Below are 20,730 nucleotides of genomic sequence, written 5' to 3' on the forward strand. Positions count from 1 at the left end.
CATGTGCAGGATATCTGTAATCGCTCTTGCATATAATTTAGAGGAATACCTGCCAGCCTGTATTGAATCTGTTTTGAATCAGACCTTTCAAGATTTTGAATTAATCATTATCAATGATGGGTCTACAGATAACAGTGGCGATATATGTGACAGTTATGCTGCCAAAGATGAACGCATTACGGTCATCCATAAAGAAAATAATGGCATCGCATCAGCAAGAAAACACCGGAATAAAAAACGCCAATGGTACTTATGTCAGCTTCATCGACTGCGATGACTGGTACCACCCGGAAATGCTGGAAGCTCTTTATCAGGCTGCACGGAGTGAAAAAGCCGATATGGTTCTTTGTAATTATCAGGAAGTGATAGATGGTGAACCTGCAGTTCATTTTACCAGCTGGCCCGCACCTGTATTAATTGAAAAAGAAGACGCATTGGAAAAGCTATTTGATGACAAACATACATTTATCGTTCCATGGAACCGCTTGTACCATAAATCATTGTTTAGTCGCGTCACCTATCCTGAACGAAAACATTACGACGATGAATTCACGGCCCATTCGTTTATCAATGAAGCGGAGAAGATTGTGCATATTGATCATGATTTCTATTTCTACAGAATAAGGAGCAGCAGTGAGACTAGAACAAGCATGTCTGCAAAGAAGTTCGATAAAATAGAAGCTGTTTCCAACAGGCTCATCTATTTAAAACCTCATAAAAAGCTTTATCAGAAAGGCCTGGTTCATTTTCATCATCTTTTCTTCTGGTATTATAATCAGTCGAAAGGAATGGTAGAACCTTCCGTAAGAATTCGTGGTAAAGCATGTTTTAAGAAGCATTTTATCCAACTGCTGATGACTAACCAGCTGACAGTAAAAGAAAAAGCGGCTTCTGCATTGTTTTATGTATCTGATAATTGGTATGAGAAGCTAATTACTAACAAAAGAGAGTAAGGAGTGGAGGCAGTGATCTCATGCATCGTTATACTTGATAAACATTGGAAACAGCAGTTCCGGCTGATTGAATCTGTGCTGAAAGGGACCTGCATGCCGGATGAATGGATTTTTGTAACGGATCCCCTTCACACAGATTTTTTGAGTAAAAAGCTTGAACAATATCCGCTGGCTTATACAGTGATAGAAGAAGAGACATGGAATGAGGGGAAAGCACTCAATCAAGGCATTGAACGGGCTGCTCATTCGTTTGTATGGATGCCTGATATACGCGATGAAGTACATGAACGCATGCTTGAATTAATGAAAGAAGAAGCTAGTCATGCGGATCTTGTCATCGTCTCCCATCGCCCTGTTGAAGAAAGTGAAAACTGGGATCAGTCTGAAGCAAGCCTGGATATTAAACTGGATAAAACGATTGTATCGAAAAAAGAGAGCATGAAGCTGCTTATAGAATTAGATCGAATATTCTCTATAAACTGGAACAAACTAGTGAAAAAGGAGCTTCTGCAACAGCAGCCTTTTCCGGAGGGAGTCAGTGAACCGGAAGAATGGATTGCTCATGAGCTTCTTCATCGTGCCGCTAAAGCCGTATGGATTAAGAACAAGCTGTATTTTTACTTAATTGAGCCTTGAAGGAAGGGCAGCATCGAGCCTATTGCTATGGAAGCGCATCATTTTGACAAACTGCAGGCGTTAAAAGGAAGGTTTGTGTATTTAAATAATCATTACAAAGACTTATCCTCCAAAGCACTTTACCAATATTTTCAGCAGTTTTACTGGTGCTATAAACAATCACTTATTGAAAGGCCGGATTTGCAACAGGAACGGGCAAGAGCCTATAAAGATTGGAAAAAACTGAATGGAAAAGTATTATTCTCTTCAAGGTTTAACTGGAAGCAGAAAACAGCTAATACAGTTTTTTGTACGAATCCAAAGCTTTACGAGAAGATATTTAAATAAACAGGGGGGGGGCTGAGGGAGTGAGGATTCACATAACGATCGAATCGCTTGAATGCGCAGGAGCTGAAAAAAGTCTGATTACGTTTTTAAACTTGATCGATTATAGCATTCACACAGTTGATCTCCAGCTGATTACTAAAGGAGGTCCCCTCGAAAAGATGGTACCTGCTGAAGTACATGTTCTATCTGAACTTGAGTATGTAGCGAAGTGCAGAACATCAGCTGGTGCCATGTTAAAAGAAAATCTCAGCATGGGCAGTGACAGAATTCGTTATTCTATGCTGATACGACATCCAAAAGCAGATAATCGAAGAAAAGCTCGATATTTCTGGCAGACGGCTGCAAAACATATTCCTATAAATCAACAGCATTATGATGTAGCGATTGCGTATTCACAGGGAATTCCCACGTTTTATGCCGCCGAAAAGGTAAGAGCCAATTCTAAGCTGGCATGGGTTAATGTGAGCTATGAGTTAAATAAGAAGGAAACACAGTTTCAACGTGTTTTCTACGAGAAAATGAATCAAGTCATTGCGGTATCAGAGTCAGCCAAGGAAATATTTAGTAGTAATCAGCTGATAGATCCTGAAAAAATTGTTATTTTTGAGGATATTCTTGATGCTGGCCTGATACGCTCATTGGCAGCGGAAGCAAGTCCAAAATTAAAAGGAAACGTAAAAATCGTAACAATTGGACGCTTAGCGAGACAGAAAGGGTATGACCGGCTGATCGAAACAGCAGCTATCTTAAAGAATAAGCAAATTGATTTTGACTGGTATGTGCTGGGGAAAGGACCACTTGAGATAGAAATAAAAGATATGGCAAAGGAGTATGGAGTGAATGACAACATTCATTTTCTAGGCGTGAAAGATAACCCGTATCCATATTTAAAACAGGCAGATGTCTATGTACAAACATCAAGTTTTGAAGGGTATGGAATCGCGATAGCAGAAGCCAGAACACTTGGGGTTCCAGTCGTAACGACTCCATTTGATGCGGTTCATCAGCAGATGAGACACATGAAGAACGGAGTTATATCTGCTTTTGAGCCCGAAAAATTAGCTGAAGATATCTCAAAACTGATTAATAATAAAGAACTTCGTCAGCATATTTCTATAGCACAGATTAACGAAACATCAGTGGATGGTGATTTGAAGCAGAAAGTTAATGATCTTCTTGAACAGAAAGGAGGTTACTCAGTTGAAAAAAATACTATACCTATTAATTAGTATGAACTTAGGTGGCACGGAAAAAGCGTTTATCAGTGAAATGAAGCGTTATAGTGAAAAAGATGAAGTAACTGTCTTACTGTTAAAAAAAGAGGGTGAGCTATTAAAGGAAATTCCTGACTGGGTAACAGTGAAGGAATTTCCTTTTTTTGATTATTATCATCATAACCTCGTCTATCATCCGAAAGAAAGATTAATCGAGTCACTCCGGAAAGGACATTTGATAAGAGCGATTGATCTTGTCCAACTGCATATAAGAATGAAAGTGACAGGCGACAGGAGAATCCAGTATAAACGTTTATTTGAATCAATACCAGAAGATAAAACGCTGTACGATGAAGTACATGCATTTGCAGGTCCAATGAATTTCATCAGTTATTATACAGCCTTTAGAACATCAGGAAAAAGAAAAGTACAATGGATTCATTTTGACGTTAATGAAATCGGATTTGATAAAGAATTTGCTCGTAACGTTTATAAACATTTTAATCAAGTATCAGTAGTCTCTTCAACTGGCGCTGACGTACTAAAGAGTAAACTTCCTGCTTTAAAAATGAATATTAAGTCTGTTCAAACTCCTATAGATAAAGAGGACGTTAGGGAACGATCTCTTCGACAAGCTCCTCAAATTAAGAAAAGAAAAACTACCATTATTACCACGGGAAGAATGGAGCAAGAAAAAGGACCGGATCTTGCTCTTCAAACACTTAACAAGCTGCTTAAACAGGGAATTGATGCAGAGTGGTACTGGATCGGCGGAGGTAAATGGTCTGAAGAAATAGAGCGATTAAGAGAGAAGTACAATTTGAATGACCGTTTTCATATTCTTGGAGTTCTTGAAAATCCTTATTCATATATGATACAGGCTGATGTGTATGTGCAGCCTTCCAGACACGAAGGATTTTGTTTAACAATAGCAGAAGCAAAAATTCTTAACTTAACTATTGTATCCACACATACAGCCGGGGCGATAGACCAGCTTAAAGATGATCAATCAGCTTGGCTTACTGGATTCGCACCTGATGAGCTTGCTCAGGGCATTTTAGAAGCAATAAAAATTAAACAAGCTGAATATAGCATGGTCGAATAGCAGATTCTGCTTAATAAAGAGGGGTGTCATCGTTGAGAGAAAATTTGGCAAAGACATTAGCATTATTCAATAAAAAAGATAAAAAGAAGCTTTTCATCATACTCCTTTTAATGATTGGAGCTGCTCTTTTTGAGACGATTGGTGTTGGACTGATGCTTCCTTTTGTTGGAATTATTACTAACCCTGAAATCGTGGAGACACAGCCTATAATTAGATGGATTTACGAAACGGCAGGGTTTACCAGCCATGAGCAGTTCGTTATTGCTGCGGTAGGTGCATTGCTCACAGTGTTTGTTATTAAAAACGTATATCTATTGAGCTTCTTCTACGTTCAATTTCGGATTTTATTAAATCAGCAAGTAAAGCTTTCAAGTCAGCTATTGAAGACCTATTTGAGAAAGCCTTATACGTTTCACCTACAGCGCAATTCATCTGATCTACTAAGAAATGTTACTGCAGAAGTTCCAAAAGTATTTCAAGGGATGATATTAGCTGTTTTTCAATTGTTAACAGAAGTTTTGGTGATTATTTGTATTGTTACATTGCTTATGTTCACAGCTCCTACAGCGACTATGACAGCCGCTGGGATACTGGGGGGGTCAATCGGTATATTCTTCCTGATTTTCAAGAAGAAAATAAGTAATCTGGGGACAGAGCAGCAGCGTGTTACTGGCACGATGATTAAATGGATCAACCAAAGTTTAGGAGCAAGCAAGGATGTAAAAGTTTCCGGACGTGAGAACTTTTTTATTCAGGCTTTTCAGTACTATAGTCAAATAAAAGCGAACAACGGCAGGTATATGAAAATGCTGGATTCAGCTCCGCGTCTTTTTATCGAAACGATCTTGGTTTTTACCATATTAATTACAATGTTGGTTATTATGAATCAAGGAGCTGATACATCTGAGTTAATTACTATCATGGCGCTATTTGCGATGGCAGCTTTTAGACTTATGCCTTCTATTACGAGAGTAATGGCGCTGTTAACTCAAATAAGATACAACAAGCCAGCGTTGGACATTGTCTATCATGATTATTTAATGGAAAACGAAGTAGATACAGAACAATTGAAACAAACAGATCTCCCACGACGATTCAAATATTCGATTGATGCAGTAAATGTTTCTTACTATTATCCAAAACAATCGGAAGCTGCGCTGAAAAACATTTCGCTGTCAATTCCAATTGGCTCTGCTACAGCCTTCATCGGTGAATCTGGATCTGGTAAATCGACCTTGATGGACACGCTTCTAGGACTTCTGAACCCCAGTGAAGGTAAAATTAAGGCTGACGGCAAAGATATTCTAGCTATGAAACAATCCTGGCAACGAAATATAGGGTATATCCCGCAGTTTATTTTTCTCTCTGACGATACGATTCTTAGAAACGTCGCATTTGGCATACATGAAGCAGATATCGACGAAAAATCGGTCTGGAGGGCATTAGAACAAGCACAGTTGAAATCGTTTGTAGAATCGCTGCCTGATGGTATTTATACACAAATAGGTGAGCGGGGAGCAAGGCTTTCAGGAGGGCAGCGACAACGTATAGGGATAGCTAGAGCACTTTATCACGACCCTCAAATTCTGTTTATGGATGAAGCAACTTCTGCATTAGACAGCCGAACTGAAAAAGAGATCATGAATAGCATAAATCAGCTCAAAGGGGATAAAACAATCATTATTATTGCCCATAGACTTTCAACGATAGAACGTTGTGACAAAGTATATGAGATGACAAATGGTGTGCTTCATGAAACGGCTATATTAGATAAAACTACCGGATGAAAGGGGGGACAATTATGCATCCTAAGATCACTGCATCTGTAACTTGTTTTAATTTGCAATCGAAAGTTACTGAAACTATAAAAAGTATTATTAATCAAACATATACTAATTTAGAGATACTAGTGGTCGATGATGGATCAACTGATAATAGTCTTGTAGCTATTAGGGAAATCGCAGCAACTGACCCTAGAATAAAAGTCATAAGTCAGAAAAATGGTGGGGCCGCTGCAGCAAGAAACACAATCTTAGAACAAGCTACTGGCGAGTATATTCATTTTGCAGATGGAGACGATCGGCTTCATCCTTTAATGTTAGAGGAATTGATTAAACTGATATTAAAGGAAGAAGCTGAAATAAGTATATGCCGACTTTTAAGAACAAGAGAGGAGGAAATACCACTCAGCGAAACTCAAGTGAATGTCAAGCCAGTGCTCAACATCACTGGGAAAGAGGCGGTAGACAAGTTAGTAACGACTAATGCATACGGATTCGGGCCTTGTAATAAATTATTTAAGATGTCGTTATTTGATAACATCCGGTTTCCGGAGGGAAGAAGTTTTGAAGATGCTGCTATATTATACCGTTTGTATCATGCTGCTTCTAAAGTTGTTGTAACGAATGCAGCGCTCTATTTTTACATTCAACATGCAACAAGTCTTACAAACCATTTAAACTCTTTTTCAATTAGGCGGCTGGATGTTTTAATTAATTTCAAAGAATGTTACACATTTTTGGTAGAGGAGAGATATTCTTCATCGATTATAAACGTCTTTAGTTCTGGTCATTTTCTATGTATAAGATGGATGTTGATCGATTTAGAACAACACCCTGATAAAGATTTGAAAAAAATCGTGATTCAGCAAATTCGACAACATTTTATAGACTTTCAAAAGGCGTTTTTATTCAACAAACAAATCAGCCTAAAAGAAAAATTCTATTTAATTAGTTTTATGCTTATGCCACAGACTGTTTCAAGACTGCTCCGATCCAGAAACACGAAAATTTATAAAAAGAACTTAAAGGAGCATTCCTGTAATAAAGGTATTTGAGATTTGAAACAAAAAGAGCCCCCTTGGTATGATACGAGGTGTCCTAAGCTGATCAGCGAAAAGGACCCTGCATTGAATACCCAAGGAGGACTCGCAATGAATTATACACAAAACCAGAAAATCCAGCAAATCACCCCATCTACCCTCATCATCGGCATCGATATTGCCAAAGATAAGCATGTGGCTCGTGCCCAGGATGACCGAGGGATTGACTTTGGCAAACGACTGATCTTTGAAAACCGCATTCACGGCTTGGAACAGCTGATAGAGTGGGCAGAGCGACATGCGAAAGAGAATGGAAAAGATACGATCATCTTTGGTGCAGAGCCTACCGGGCACTACTGGAAGAATCTCGCCTATTACCTGTCAGCGAAAGGGTTCCAGATCGTTGTCGTCAACCCAATGCACGTGAAGAAAAGTAAAGAGTTAGATGATAATTCTCCCACAAAGAACGATACGAAGGATGCCAAAGTGATTGCACAGCTGATGAAAGACGGGCGATACTCCGTACCCAATCTGTTAGAAGGCGTTTACGCCGAACTAAGAGAGGGCGTCAAAATAAGAGATCAACTCGTCGAACAGCGGATGATCACCGAAGGCAGGATTCAAAACCTGATCCAACGGTACTTCCCGGAATTCTTTGATGTGTTCGGAGACTGGGAAGGCAAAGCCGCCCTTTGTACGTTAAAACTTTTTCCGTTCCCGCACAGATTGTCCAGATGCGACCGGAAGAAGTGCTGCAGGAATGGAAGCCTTATGTCCAGCGAGGGATAGGAATCAAACGGGCCACCAAGCTGGTGGAAGCAGCGAACAAAAGCATCGGTCTCTCTGTGGGACTGACGTTCGCCAGACGGGAAATAAGCGGTCTGTTGGAACAATATGAGCTGTTCCAGACCCAACTGGAAGCGTTAGACCGGGAGCTCGAAGAGGTCGTCCAGACCATTCCCGGCGCGAAAGAAATGATGGCGGTGAAAGGACTGGGAGTCGCTACTGTGACCACGATTCTGTCGGAAACAGGAGACTTATCAAAATACCGCCATCCGCAACAACTGGTGAATTTAGCAGGGCTTTCTTTACGGGAAAACAGCTCCGGAAAATTTCAAGGACAGACAACGATTACCAAACGAGGCCGAAGTAAGCTCCGAAGAGCTTTATATCTTGCCATACGCCCGCTGGTTGCCCATCATCCTGCCTTTCAAGCCCTGCATCACTATTACACGAAACGTCCGGAGAAACCGTTAAAGAAACAACAGTCCTTGATTGCATTATGCGGGAAGTTATTGAAAGCGATCTTTGTGATGGGACAACGGCAATGTCCGTTTGATGGTACCAAACTATTACAGGGAATCCCGCAGGGAGAGGCATCCGAGGCTGCGTAAGCTCAAATGTCACACAATCACACCACGTAACACTTGCAGATAAACACGAAACACCAACAGTGCAGAGCCGGAGCATATTTATTCCATGCGGGCATCGACCCAGTAAAGGAGCATATCCGGCCTCCACCTCATGGATACGCAGGACGAAGGAAGGTATGGACCCCAGGATCCAGAGAGACATGGGAGGGTGAGCGACCATGAACGGTGTGGAGGAAAAGAAGCACGGTCATATCTCTACTTCCAAATGTATCCAGTTTGGACGTCAGGATGGTCTCTGACCTGTAAAAAAATGAATATCATACCATATTTATCTATATGCAGGTGGTCTAGCACCTAAAGAGTGTTTATAAAATTAAGAGAATACGTGAGTATTCGCGAGGAAATAAAACTTTATTGAGGGAGGAGCCGGCATGAAAGTACTCATCACCGGCGGTGCCGGGTATATAGGAAGCCATACGGCAGTCGAGCTTATTGAAGCAGGCTGCCGTATTGTTATTGCCGATAATTTCAGCAACAGCAGTCTGGAAGCGGTGAAACGAATCCGAACGATTACAGATTCAGAGGTCCCCTGCTACTTTGCTGATCTGCGCAGAGAAGAAACGGTAACGAGAATTTTTCGAAATGAGCGTCCGGACGCAGTGATTCATTTTGCCGGATTGAAAGCGGTAGGAGAATCAAATGAACAGCCTGTCGCCTATTTTGATCACAATCTTGGTACAATGATACAGATTTTAAAAGCAATGCGCGCGTTTAACTGCCTTAATCTCGTTTTTTCTTCTTCCGCCACCGTTTATGGAGATGGAGCACAAATGCCGGTAACGGAAGATGCACCGCTTCTAACAACTAATCCGTATGGACGAACAAAAAAAATGATTGAAGAAATGCTAATGGATACGTCAGCCGCATATCCAGAGATGTGCATTACCGCACTTCGCTATTTTAATCCAATCGGTGCGCACCGCAGCGGGCTGATCGGAGAAGACCCGCTAGGTATCCCAAACAATTTAGCGCCGTTCGTTACTCAGGTGGCTGCCGGAAGACGGGGTTATCTGCAGGTTTTCGGAAACGATTATGAAACTGCAGACGGAACAGGTATCCGAGATTACATTCATGTTCAGGACTTGGCCAGGGGCCATATTGCCGCTATTAACAAAGGTAAGGTACGAAACGGCTACCATGTATATAATCTCGGCACCGGCTACGGTACCAGCGTTCTGGAACTCGTTCACATGTTCCGCTTTGTTTCAGGAAGAAAAATCCCTTATGTGATTACGAAAAGGCGCCCTGGAGATGCAGCTGTCAGTTTCGCAAATACGTGTAAGGCGGAGAAGGAGCTGGGCTGGAAAGCGATGCTTGGACTGGAAGATATGTGCCGTGACAGCTGGAACTGGCAGCAGAAGAATCCCGCAGGCTACCGCAGTGATAATATGATGGAGGTGGAAACGTCATGAAAGGAATTATTCTCGCTGGCGGGAAAGGCACCCGGCTTTACCCGCTGACGAAATCAATGTCCAAGCAGCTGCTTCCGGTTTATGATAAGCCGATGATTTACTACCCGCTTTCGGTTTTGATGCTGGCAGGTATTAAAGAAATCTTAATCATCTCAACAGAAGAAGATACGCCGAGGTTCTCACAGCTTTTAGGAAGCGGTGAAGACCTCGGCATTTCTATTTCCTACGCCGTTCAGAAAGAAGCTAAAGGACTGGCAGATGCATTTTTAGTTGGCGAGTCCTTCATCGGATCAGACGATGTTGCATTAATTCTGGGTGATAATATTTTTTACGGGCATGAGTTTACGCAGCATTTAACAAAGGTTCGGGAAACAAACAGAGGTGCAACTGTTTTTGGATATAATGTCAAAGATCCTGAACGATTCGGAGTTGTGGAATTTAATGAGCACGGAGACGTATTGTCTGTTGAAGAAAAGCCGCTGCAGCCTAAATCAAGCTATGCAATCACGGGTCTCTACTTCTTTGACAGCAGAGTAGTTCAATTTGCCAAACAGGTCGTTCCGTCTGCAAGAGGAGAAATTGAAATTACAGATGTACTGGACCAGTATCTGCAAGAAGATGATCTGCGAGTGGAGCTGCTTGGCAGAGGCTTTGCCTGGCTTGATACCGGAACGCATGAATCGCTTCTGGAAGCTTCCCAGTTTATTGAAATAATCGAGAAAAGGCAGAGTTTGAAAGTAGCATGTCTGGAAGAGATTGCGTATATCAAAGGATATATTACGAAACCGGAGCTCCTGGAGCTTGCAATACCGCTCCGTAAAACGGAATACGGCAAATACCTGGAACGAATCGCAGAAATCGATTCACCGCATATGCCTAAGCTTACAGTTATCTAAAGAAAGGGGATTATCATGAATATTCTAGTCACCGGGGGAGCCGGGTTCATTGGCAGGCATCTTGTAAAACGCTTAGAGCAACATCACATGGTCGTTAATTTGGACAAACTCACCTACGCAGGAGATATTCAGGCGTTTTCAGAACAACGGCATCCGGTCAAAGCAGATATTTGTGATACGAAATCTGTCCGCTACCTGTTGAATCACTATCAGATCGACGCGGTTATACATGCCGCAGCAGAAAGTCATGTGGACCGCAGCATTGCGGGTCCGCTTGCCTTTACAGAAACAAACGTCACGGGAACACACATCATGCTTGAAGAAGCGAGAAAAGCAGGTGTTACCAGGTTTGTTCAAGTCTCAACTGATGAAGTGTACGGCAGCCTCGGTCCTTCAGGATCCTTCCATGAGCAGTCTCCTATTCAGCCGAGCAGTCCTTACTCAGCCAGCAAAGCAGCCGCTGATATGCTGGCGCTTGCTTATGAAAATACGTATGGGATGCAAGTAATGGTAACTCGGTGTTCCAATAATTATGGGCCATACCAATTTCCTGAAAAGCTGATCCCCAGGATGATCAGCTGTGCTATGCATCATCAGCCGCTTCCGGTTTATGGAGATGGTTTAAATGTCAGAGATTGGCTGCACGTCGATGATCATTGCCGTGCGATTGAGCTTGTGCTGATGAATGGAACTTCCGGTAACGTCTATAATATCGGAGGATCCTCTGAAATGACAAACCTGGAAATCGTTTCAGAGATTTTGAGAGAACTCGGGAAGCCTGATTCTCTTATTTCATTCGTTCCCGACAGGATGGGTCATGACCGGCGCTATGCGGTAGATGCATCGAAGATAAAGAAGGAACTAGGGTGGCAGCCGGCTTATTCGATCACGAGCGGTCTGAAAGAAACGATTTCCTGGTATAGAGAGAATCGAAACTGGTGGGAGCCAAAACGACAGGACCGTTTACGAAAGGTGGGAACGGCATGAGGATTTCAAGGTTAAATGTTGTAGATTGTTACGAATTTGAACCGAATCTTTTTGAGGATAACAGAGGATATTTTATGGAAGTTTTTAGAGAAAGTCATTTGCAATCATTAGGGCTTGACCAGAGATTTGTGCAAGAAAACCATTTGTATTCTAAATTTGCAGGAACGTTAAGAGGTATTCATTATCAGCTGCCGCCATATGAACAAGCCAAATTAGTCCGCTGTATCAGGGGAAGCATATACGATGTAGTGATTGACCTTCGCCGGGATTCTCCGACGTTTCTGCAGCATGCAGCGGTCGAACTGACTTCGGATAATCGAAAGCAGCTTTATGTACCGGCAGGATGCGGGCATGCTTTCATGACCCTTGTACCTGATACAGAAGTGCTGTATAAAACAGATGCGTATTACGCTCCTGAACACGAAGCAGGTATTCACTGGTCGGATCATCAGCTGAATATCAGCTGGCCGGCACTGAAGCCTGTTCTCTCTCAGAAAGATGAACAGCTGCCAGTCTTTCAGTTTGCCAGGCTCCCGGGTGTTAAAGGAGGAATTAATGATGGGGAAAAGGTTCGTTGATGCCGCAGCTGCCCTGACGCTGCTTATCATTCTGAGTCCGGTTATCGGCTTTACGGCTCTTTTAATCAAAAAAACTATGGGAGGACCGGTTCTATTTAAACAGCTGCGGCCCGGCCTTCATGAAGAATTGTTTTTTCTGTACAAATTCCGAACGATGACAGACGAAACGGACGAAAAGGGAGATCTCCTGCCGGATTCTTTACGAATGACACGTGCTGGAGCGATGATCAGAAGGTGGAGCCTGGATGAACTTCCTCAGCTCTGGAACGTGCTTAAGGGAGAGCTCAGCCTCGTAGGACCGCGGCCTCTGCTTGTAGAATACTTAAGTGAGTATACGGATGAACAGCGGCTTCGTCATACCGTGAAACCAGGCATTACAGGGCTCGCTCAAATCAGCGGACGCAATAATCTGTCATGGGAAGAGAAATTTGCTTTTGACGTGACATATGCTTCCAGCCGCACGTTCATGATGGATATGAAAATTCTCTGGCTTACGTTTATAAAAGTGTTAAAGCGCGAAGGAATTGATCAGGAAGGTGGCGTTCAAAAGTATAAGCGTGCACCGCATGCTGAAGCAGGACGGTAGGTGAAGTGAATGAAAAAAGCCGCATTGATTGCAGCGGTAGGTATCATGATCGGAATCGGCCTTTACTGGCACAGCAATGCCCATATCCAGGTAGTGAAGGAAACCCTGTATATCGACGGCTTGCCGGAGGCGTTTGAAGGATTTACACTTCTGCAAATCACAGACCTTCATGAACAGACATTTGGCTCAAGGCAGGATAAGCTTACGGAAGTCATTAATGAGCTCGATTATGATATGCCCATATTCACTGGCGACCTGCTTGATGATGAATACAGTACCAATACGCAGCCTGTTTACGATTTAATTGAAGGAATGCACAATTTGAATGACGCTTTGTTCGTAGGCGGAAATACGGATCCTGATGCATTCCTGCCGGTCTATGAACGCGATGGCATGAAAAATATTCTGGTCGAGGGACTTTCTGAACGCGGGGTAACGCTGCTTGATTCTGTTTATCGTATCGAGCGGCGGGGAGAGTCAATTATAGTTGCAGATTTCGACATGCTGCTCCGCTACGGAACTTCGAACCGCACGAACCCGCAAAGCGAACATGTTGCAGCACTTGATCAAGAGATGATAAATGCTGATTTGGAAGAATCGGTTGTATTGTCGATTTATCATTATCCTCTTCCTGATATAAGACTGGACATTTATAAAGAGGATCCGGCAATAAATCTGCCGGATATCGATCTTCACATCGCCGGCCATTATCATGGAGGAGAAATCCGCATTCCTTTTTATGGAGCATTGCTGGTACCGGAAGCTTACTACAGCAGGTTTGGGCTTTTCCCCCCTCAGGACAGAGTGAAGGGTCTTTGGGAATACGCGGGTATCCAACAGTATGTCAGCACCGGATTGGGGTCAAGCGGTTTCTTGAATACGAGACTGTTCAATCCTCCGGAAGTGAATCTTATTGAACTGAAGAGGGGATAAGTATGAGGAATACTCCTGAAATAAGTGTCATAGTACCAGTTTACAACGGTGAATCGTTTTTGCCCTTTGCTTTGGAGAGCGTGCTTCTTCAGAGTATGGAGAATTTCGAAATAATTTGTATCAACGATGGTTCGTCAGACGGCAGTTTGAATATCCTGAGAGAATACGAGAAGAAAGACGAACGTATAAGAGTGATAGATAAAGAAAACGAAGGTCTGGCCAAAACCCGGAACCACGGAATAGCATGCGCAAAAGGAACCTATATCGCTTTCTTAGATCAAGATGATTATTTTCATCATGATATGCTTAAATCATTATATGAAGCCATAAAGCGAACGAATGTACGCTTGGCGATGTGTAAAGCTGTTAAAACAGAGCGAAGAAGTTTGGAATTAATAAATGAGCAAAATGATTCAACTATAAGTGAGGAGTCCATTTTAACTGAAGATGAAGCGTTGGAGCTTCTATTTCATCCATTTGCGTTTCAATTAGTTGTTCCTTGGAATAAGCTGTATCATCATACAATATTCGATTCAATACAGTACCCGGCTGGAAAAGGATGTGACGATGAACATGTCATTCACCATATTATTAAAGCGTCTGATGGTATAGCGTTTATAAATAAAACGCTTTATTACTACTATCATAATGCAGAAAGTTTTATGAACTCTCCTTATCACAAACTTCGGGCAGACGTTTTTAGTGCTTACGCAGACCGCATGCAGTTTTTTAAAAATCAAGGAAAATGGGAGTGGTGTGCAAAGCAGGCGACGATGACTCTTCATATGTACATTATTCATTACAGGATGGCTAAAAATCTTAGCAATTACCAAAAGCAGTTTGCCCGGGACTACAAAACATTTTTTAAAGAAAACAAAAGCTTTATAAGAAAAAAAGGCAAATTTGAACTGCAGATATTTTATGTGCACCCTTATCTTCATCAGCTTTTTGAATCGGTCAGGCGAAAACTGTCAGAGACGAATAAAAAACTGAATTTTCAGTTTTTAATTGATTGAATTCGGGAATAGATTCTTAAGGGAGGTGGGCTGGATGAAGCGACGAATTCCTCTCATTCTCGAAACAGACAAGACAGCTTATGAAGCAGCAGTTGAGAACATGATCAGTGAAGGCGGTCCGGTTTATGAAAGTAAAGATGCGGAAGATCATGACGTTAAGGATAAGGAAAAGCCACTACACTAAAGCTGCCAGTGCCTAAGGGTGCCGGCAGCTTGTTTTTGGTGACATGCAGCTTACGTTTTGAAAGGTACCGGTTTATCGTTACCGCTTGAAAGGGTACATACAGACTATCACTTACTAGGAGGTAGTCTTTTCATGAAAACACATAAATTGTATATTAACGGTTCGTATACGGAATCATCAACAAAGGAAACCATTGATGTGATCAATCCAGCAACAGAGGAAGTTATTTCTTCGATCTACAACGGAACGGAGGAAGATGTGGAAAAGGCCGTTCAGGCAGCATCTGATGCACAAAAAAGCTGGGGTTCAGTGCCGACAAATGAGCGAGGCCGAATCGTACGGGAAATAGGTCAGAAAATGACGGAGCACCGTGACGATTTCATTCGACTTCTTATAGAAGAGCAGGGAAAAAGCGACGAAATGGCTTCAGGAGAAGTCGATTTAGCACTTGATTATTTTCAATATATGTCGGAATGGTCGAGACGGATTGAGGGAGAAATCGTTCCCAGCGATCGTCCAAATGAGAATATATTCATTCACCGGCGCCCAATTGGGGTAGTAGCAGGTATCGTGCCTTGGAATTTCCCTGTATTTATATTGGCACGGAAAGTGGCTACTGCATTGATGGCAGGTTGTACAATCGTATTGAAGCCAAGTCAGCAGACGCCGAACACAGCTGCTTTTTTCACGGAATTGGTTCACAATATGGATATACTCCCTAAAGGAGTATATAACTTCATTACGGGTAAAGGTTCCACAATTGGTAATGCTCTGGCTTCCCACAAAAAAGTGGAAATGGTTACGATGACCGGAAGCGTTCCTGCAGGTGTTAAAGTAATGGAAGCAGCTGCTCAAAACATCACCAAAGTGAATCTGGAACTTGGTGGAAAAGCGCCTGCCATCGTGACAAAGCATGCTGATTTAGACACGGCAGTTAAAAATATAACGAAAAGCCGAATCATTAATGCTGGTCAGGCATGTACAAACGCAGAAAGAGTTTATGTACATGAGGACGTAGCGGAGGAATTTACGAATAAAATTACAGAAGAAATGAAGCAGGTTACCTTTGGAGATCCGCTGCAGGATAAGTCGCTTGACATGGGACCTCTCGTCAGTGAAGACAGGCTGAAAGAGGTGGACGAAATGGTTCAGGGCGCAGTAAAAGCCGGAGCCAGCGTCTTAACCGGCGGAAAACGTGCAGACACTGAAAAAGGGTTCTTCTACGAACCAACTGTCATCTCAAATGCGACACAGGATATGGAGATCATTCAGGAGGAGATATTCGGACCGGTTCTTCCGATTGTTACGTTTACTGAAATTGAAGAAGTAATCGATAAAGCTAACGACTCTGATTACGGACTGTCGTCCTCCATTTTCACAGAAAACTATAACGAAGCGATGCAGCTTACAAACGGTCTTCGATTCGGTGAAACGTTTGTAAACCGTGAAAACTTCGAAGCGGTTCAGGGCTATCATGCAGGCTTTAGGAAGTCCGGTATAGGCGGGACAGACGGAAAACATGGTCTCGGAGATTTTCTGAGCACGCAAGTCGTCTACATGCAATACAAGCAAACAAACGAGTAACTAAAAAGCCGGCGGCTGCCGGCTTTTTAGTGCATTGCGGCAAAGGTCTTGTCTCCTGTACAATAGATGAGATAGATATGCAGAAATGAGGACCTACTATGACAGAACAATTAAATGAATTACGTCCTTTTCTTAGGGAAAATTGGGAAAAGGCTGCTTATGAAAAATTAACACCAGTGCAGGAGAAAATGATTCCAGCTGCGCTTCAGCAGCAGAATATCATATGCGAAGCACCAACCGGCTCCGGTAAGACGCTTGCCTACTTGCTGCCGGCTCTTCATCATATGGATGAGCAGGAAAAACAACCTCAGACTGTTATTGTAGTTTCGTCAAGAGAACTTGCTATGCAGGTTCATGAAGAAGCGCAGACCTGGACGTCTGGTTCGACATTTACGTGTGCCCCATTAATTGGAGGAGCGAATGTAAAGAGGCAGCTCGAGAAGCTGAAAAAAAAGCCTGCTGTTATTACCGGAACTCCTGGACGGCTGCTGGAACTTATTGAGCAGAAAAAATTAAAAATGCATGCTGTTAAAACGCTTGTTTTTGATGAGGCCGATCAGCTGTTTTCTAAAGAGCACCGCGAGGCAGCGGGAAGGATAGCGGGAGCTGTACAGCGAGACTGCCGCAAGTTTATCGTCTCGGCTACGCTTCCTAAGCGGACGGTTGCAGAAGCAAAGGAGTGGACCGGTGAAGCTGAAGTGATCCGCATCACACGGACAGCTGAAGCTGACGGTGACGTGGAGCATCTCGTGCTGAAAGGAGCTTTGCGAGATAAAATGAAGCACCTGCAAAAGTTAAGTTCCATGGGTGATGTTTATGCAATCGTGTTCTGCAATGACCGCTATCAGCTTGAACAGGCTGCCGGCAAACTGGAATTCAAAGGCCGGAAACCTGCTGTGCTGCACGGGGAAACATCAAAGCAGGAAAGAGAAAAAGCATTAAGAGGCTTTCGGGACGGTGAATCGAGACTTCTGATGACGACTGACGTTGCGTCGCGTGGAATGGATATTGAACAGGTAACGCACGTGATTCAACTGGATCTTCCAAATGATGTGAATCAATATGTCCATCGCTCAGGCCGCACGGGACGAGCTGGCAGAAGCGGTACAATGGTTTCCTTATTAACGGAAAGTGAAACAGCTCGAATGAAAGAAATTGCTGCTATTTTGAAAGTGCGCCTTTACGAAGCAGAAATTGAGTATGGAGTGCTGAAGAAAAAAAGGAGTGTTTAACATGCTGATTCGGAAAGCTGTCGAAGCAGACGCCAGAGAAATTGCTGCTGTCCATGTTGATACATGGCTCCATACCTACGGTGATATGCTGCACGGTGATGCATTGAAAAGCTGGACGATGAACGAGCGTATTAAGCGCTGGGAGAACAGTCTTCCCTCTGCAATCAGCGGCGGGAACGCAATGTATGTAGCAGCAGATGAAAGCAGGCTTTGCGGGTTTGTACTATCAGGTACGATGCGTGATGCGAAGCTTCGCATGCGCTACAGCGGTGAAATTTACGGGTTGTTTGTGCATCCTGATTTTCAGCGGAAAGGGTTTGGCACCGGGCTTTTGCACACAGCACTCGAGCATTTGAGCGGTCTCGGTCACCGTAGAGCTGCACTTTGGCATTTAGGCAAGACGTCTCACCGTTTATTCTTTGAAACCGAGGGAGCAGAGCTTGTTTATGAGACGGATGTTACTATCGCAGGAAAATCCTATACGCAGTCTGCTTTCGGCTGGGAATCAACCAAAAGACCCCTTGTTAACAGCTGATATATTAAAGAAAACTGGAAAAAGCATCTTGAGTCAGGTGGTGCGAAGTCAGAGTGAAATTGAACTCATCCTGTACAACCTTTTCCGTGTTGACATGCTGTGGTTCATGGTGAACACGTTAATTGAAGAGTTTAAATTCGTGTTGACTGAAGACGGCAGTATCCTAGTAAAAGCCAGCATAAGGATCAGTATATTTCCAGATCACGAGTAAGACTTGGATCAGTTTATTCATCTGGCTGATCACGCAAGGTGCCTAATTGGAGCAGAATGATAAACAGAACGATGTTGTAACTGATCACACAGCGAAGTAAAGGCGGATTTTTTATGTGGCTATATGATTTGATTCTTGTACTGATTGGATTTGGACTGGGCATTGTATCTGCCGGACCGCTAAAGAATATGTTTTCAGGTAAATGGAGAGAAGACGCGCGGCAGAAAAAAAGGGTGAAGCTATTATCGTTTCTGCAGCAGTCATCAGGTAAAGGGTACACAGCAGCAGAGCTGAATCAAATCGTTTTTAAAGAGAAGCTGAACGCTGATGATGTTGATAAACTGCTAAGTGAAATTGCCGAAAGTGCTCTGATCTATAACAAGTCGAACCGATGGTATTTCGCTGATGATGTGTACAGAAAGCACCAGAAACACTACCGTGGCCATTAAAAGTAAACGATATCACAGCCCGCTGCCGGAATAATTCCGGCAGCGGGCTTTTTCCTATTTTAAGCAATTTAAAAGAAATATAAAAATAATCAGAAAAAGGCTTGCGCTTCAAATTAATCTGTTATACAATAACTTTACATTATAAAAACTGTATTAATACAGAGGAGGCGGTTCACATGAAACGTACAGAAAGAGAAAACATGATCACATTTATCCAGAAGGTAAAGCATGTATCAGCAGAAAGAATGATGAGGATGAGTGATGAGGATGTGGATCACCTCTATACGAGAGCATATGAGACATATGAAACGTATGAAGAGCTGGTCTGAAGCTGGTAAAAGCGGTATGATAGGTTAATAAGCTATAGGATAAGAGCATCCGGGGTAAGGTACCGGATGCTCTTATTCTGCGAACGCAGACCGTGAATAGCTGGTTAGTTGGGGGAGACGTTATGATGCAATATGCCGGCAGGGTTATCCTGCAGATTGGAATCCTATTCATTATATATCAGGCAGCAGTCTGGCTTGTTCAGCTGACCGCTCTTCCGGTGCCGGCAAACGTAGCCGGAATGGTGATCTTGATGTTCCTGTTGTTCTCAGGTATTCTGCCTGAAGCATTTGTACAGGTAGGAGCTGCAGCCATCCTGCGTTACTTAGGACTCTTATTTGTGCCGTTTTGCGTAGCAGCTCTACTTGGACCGGCAGCTGATGGGCTGGTATCTGTGGAGCAGCTCCTGATATTGACTGTGACAACTATTGCTGCTATTGCCGCAGGCGGGCTGATTTTTCAGTACTTGGAACGGAGGTGGCAGCAGTGAGCTATTTGCTTTTATTTCTCACCATTATGTTCTTTACAATTGCTGTTCGAGCATATAAAAAATGGCCAAAAATATACCTGAACCCGGTTGTTGTATCGACAGCACTTGTTCTCGCTGCAGCAGCGCTGTTTGGTGCAAGTGCGAATGACTACAGTCTGACGCTGTCGGCCGCGGCCTTCATGCTTGGTCCGGCTACTACTGCGCTTGCGGTGCCGGTTTATCAGCACAGGGTAAAAATAAGACAAGTTATCTGGCCGATGGTTGCAAGTATTACTGCTGGCACTGCCGCCGCATTAATTCTGACCCTCACAGTTGCTGTCTTTGTACAGGCCGGTTCCGTACTGACTGCTACATTTGCAGCTCGAACGGTGACGGTGCCCATCGCACTTGAGCTCGTTGCCCTTTACGGCGGAGATCCGGAACTCGTTATTTTGCACGTCATGTTTACAGGTATTATAGGAGCGGCAGCCGGCCCTGCCTTATTAACAAAATTACGCGTTACATCTTTGTACGCACGGGGAACAGCAGTCGGAGCTGTTGCCCACGGGATCGGCACTGCGCAGATGGTACAGGAGAGCAGTGAGGAAGGTGCATCATCTGCAGTCGCCATGGCACTTGCAGGAATCGTGCTCAGCTGCATGCTCGCCCTGATGCCCGGACTCCTTTAAAAAGCCGCTCCCGGACTGGGAGCGGCTTTCAGGCGTGTGCCCGGCATGTCTGACAGCTTGGTGGTGAAAGTCCACTACGGGCTTGGCAATGGGAACCGTTAGCGAATGGCAAGGGTGTCCGGGGCGACCCGGAATCTGAAGGAAGCCGGACGC

The 20,730-nt window shown here is 43.4% G+C and carries 23 protein-coding genes and 1 pseudogene; all 24 read left to right on the plus strand.

The genetic code is table 11. From position 1 onward, the window contains the following. Position 1: 1 nt before the first annotated feature. Positions 2 to 277, plus strand: coding sequence for a glycosyltransferase family 2 protein (locus tag HCN83_RS18880; RefSeq protein ID WP_168008593.1), 276 nt, complete (start codon positions 2 to 4; stop codon positions 275 to 277). Continuing rightward, a complete protein-coding gene (locus HCN83_RS14630; protein WP_168008595.1) occupies positions 201 to 953 on the plus strand; it encodes a glycosyltransferase family 2 protein in 753 nt (250 codons plus the stop codon). Before HCN83_RS18880 ends, HCN83_RS14630 begins: the two co-directional genes overlap by 77 nt. Positions 954 to 965: 12 nt before the next feature. Beyond that, positions 966 to 1,589: a glycosyltransferase gene (locus HCN83_RS14635; RefSeq protein ID WP_168008597.1), complete on the plus strand. Its 624-nt coding sequence runs from the start codon at positions 966 to 968 to the stop codon at positions 1,587 to 1,589. 27 nt (positions 1,590 to 1,616) lie between these two features. Then, positions 1,617 to 1,916: a hypothetical protein gene (locus tag HCN83_RS14640; RefSeq protein ID WP_168008599.1), complete on the plus strand. Its 300-nt coding sequence runs from the start codon at positions 1,617 to 1,619 to the stop codon at positions 1,914 to 1,916. A 20-nt stretch (positions 1,917 to 1,936) separates the two neighbouring features. Next, positions 1,937 to 3,145: a glycosyltransferase gene (locus HCN83_RS18795; protein WP_168008601.1), complete on the plus strand. Its 1,209-nt coding sequence runs from the start codon at positions 1,937 to 1,939 to the stop codon at positions 3,143 to 3,145. After that, the gene (locus tag HCN83_RS14650) at positions 3,117 to 4,235 is read left to right on the plus strand and encodes a glycosyltransferase (protein ID WP_168008603.1); all 1,119 of its coding nucleotides are present in this window, start codon (positions 3,117 to 3,119) and stop codon (positions 4,233 to 4,235) included. Before HCN83_RS18795 ends, HCN83_RS14650 begins: the two co-directional genes overlap by 29 nt. A 32-nt stretch (positions 4,236 to 4,267) precedes the next feature. Continuing rightward, entirely contained in the window at positions 4,268 to 6,022 is a 1,755-nt protein-coding gene (locus HCN83_RS14655; protein ID WP_168008605.1) for an ABC transporter ATP-binding protein, read from the plus strand. A 14-nt stretch (positions 6,023 to 6,036) separates the two neighbouring features. Continuing rightward, complete coding sequence (locus HCN83_RS14660) at positions 6,037 to 7,071, plus strand: glycosyltransferase family 2 protein (protein ID WP_168008607.1); 1,035 nt, start codon at positions 6,037 to 6,039, stop codon at positions 7,069 to 7,071. A 96-nt stretch (positions 7,072 to 7,167) separates the two neighbouring features. Further along, positions 7,168 to 8,450: pseudogene (locus HCN83_RS14665) on the plus strand (IS110 family transposase). A gap of 410 nt (positions 8,451 to 8,860) precedes the next feature. After that, positions 8,861 to 9,901, plus strand: a complete 1,041-nt coding sequence (gene galE, locus HCN83_RS14670) for a UDP-glucose 4-epimerase GalE (protein ID WP_168008609.1) — start codon at positions 8,861 to 8,863, stop codon at positions 9,899 to 9,901. After that, entirely contained in the window at positions 9,898 to 10,797 is a 900-nt protein-coding gene (gene rfbA, locus HCN83_RS14675) for a glucose-1-phosphate thymidylyltransferase RfbA (RefSeq protein WP_168008611.1), read from the plus strand. The genes galE and rfbA overlap by 4 nt, the downstream gene beginning before the upstream one ends. 15 nt (positions 10,798 to 10,812) lie before the next feature. Next, positions 10,813 to 11,784 carry a dTDP-glucose 4,6-dehydratase gene (gene rfbB, locus HCN83_RS14680; RefSeq protein WP_168008614.1) on the plus strand — a complete coding sequence of 324 codons (972 nt, stop codon included), beginning with the start codon at positions 10,813 to 10,815 and terminating at the stop codon, positions 11,782 to 11,784. Next, positions 11,781 to 12,362, plus strand: a complete 582-nt coding sequence (rfbC, locus tag HCN83_RS14685; RefSeq protein ID WP_168008616.1) for a dTDP-4-dehydrorhamnose 3,5-epimerase — start codon at positions 11,781 to 11,783, stop codon at positions 12,360 to 12,362. Before rfbB ends, rfbC begins: the two co-directional genes overlap by 4 nt. Continuing rightward, complete coding sequence (locus HCN83_RS14690; protein ID WP_168008618.1) at positions 12,343 to 12,948, plus strand: sugar transferase; 606 nt, start codon at positions 12,343 to 12,345, stop codon at positions 12,946 to 12,948. The genes rfbC and HCN83_RS14690 overlap by 20 nt, the downstream gene beginning before the upstream one ends. Positions 12,949 to 12,957: 9 nt before the next feature. Beyond that, a complete protein-coding gene (locus HCN83_RS14695; protein ID WP_168008620.1) occupies positions 12,958 to 13,881 on the plus strand; it encodes a metallophosphoesterase in 924 nt (307 codons plus the stop codon). A gap of 2 nt (positions 13,882 to 13,883) precedes the next feature. Then, on the plus strand, positions 13,884 to 14,897 hold the full coding sequence (locus tag HCN83_RS14700; RefSeq protein WP_168008622.1) for a glycosyltransferase family 2 protein: 1,014 nt from the start codon (positions 13,884 to 13,886) through the stop codon (positions 14,895 to 14,897). A gap of 34 nt (positions 14,898 to 14,931) precedes the next feature. Then, complete coding sequence (locus HCN83_RS14705) at positions 14,932 to 15,081, plus strand: hypothetical protein (RefSeq protein WP_168008624.1); 150 nt, start codon at positions 14,932 to 14,934, stop codon at positions 15,079 to 15,081. 132 nt (positions 15,082 to 15,213) lie between these two features. Further along, positions 15,214 to 16,665 carry an aldehyde dehydrogenase gene (aldA, locus tag HCN83_RS14710; RefSeq protein WP_168008626.1) on the plus strand — a complete coding sequence of 484 codons (1,452 nt, stop codon included), beginning with the start codon at positions 15,214 to 15,216 and terminating at the stop codon, positions 16,663 to 16,665. A 98-nt stretch (positions 16,666 to 16,763) separates the two neighbouring features. Then, positions 16,764 to 17,897 (plus strand): DEAD/DEAH box helicase, encoded by a 1,134-nt coding sequence (locus HCN83_RS14715; RefSeq protein WP_168008628.1) that lies wholly within the window; start codon positions 16,764 to 16,766, stop codon positions 17,895 to 17,897. 1 nt (position 17,898) lies between these two features. Further along, complete coding sequence (locus HCN83_RS14720) at positions 17,899 to 18,432, plus strand: GNAT family N-acetyltransferase (RefSeq protein WP_168008630.1); 534 nt, start codon at positions 17,899 to 17,901, stop codon at positions 18,430 to 18,432. Between the two features lie 324 nt (positions 18,433 to 18,756). Then, the gene (locus tag HCN83_RS14725) at positions 18,757 to 19,092 is read left to right on the plus strand and encodes a hypothetical protein (protein WP_168008632.1); all 336 of its coding nucleotides are present in this window, start codon (positions 18,757 to 18,759) and stop codon (positions 19,090 to 19,092) included. Positions 19,093 to 19,268: 176 nt separating this feature from the next. Then, positions 19,269 to 19,421, plus strand: a complete 153-nt coding sequence (locus tag HCN83_RS14730; RefSeq protein WP_168008634.1) for a BH0509 family protein — start codon at positions 19,269 to 19,271, stop codon at positions 19,419 to 19,421. Between the two features lie 122 nt (positions 19,422 to 19,543). Then, the gene (locus tag HCN83_RS14735; protein WP_168008635.1) at positions 19,544 to 19,909 is read left to right on the plus strand and encodes a CidA/LrgA family protein; all 366 of its coding nucleotides are present in this window, start codon (positions 19,544 to 19,546) and stop codon (positions 19,907 to 19,909) included. Then, a complete protein-coding gene (locus HCN83_RS14740) occupies positions 19,906 to 20,577 on the plus strand; it encodes an LrgB family protein (RefSeq protein ID WP_168008637.1) in 672 nt (223 codons plus the stop codon). The genes HCN83_RS14735 and HCN83_RS14740 overlap by 4 nt, the downstream gene beginning before the upstream one ends. Positions 20,578 to 20,730: the final 153 nt, after the last annotated feature.

It is taken from the genome of Alkalicoccus luteus, assembly GCF_012034335.1.
In the GTDB taxonomy this organism is placed as follows: Bacteria; Bacillota; Bacilli; order Bacillales; family Salisediminibacteriaceae; genus Alkalicoccus; species Alkalicoccus luteus_A.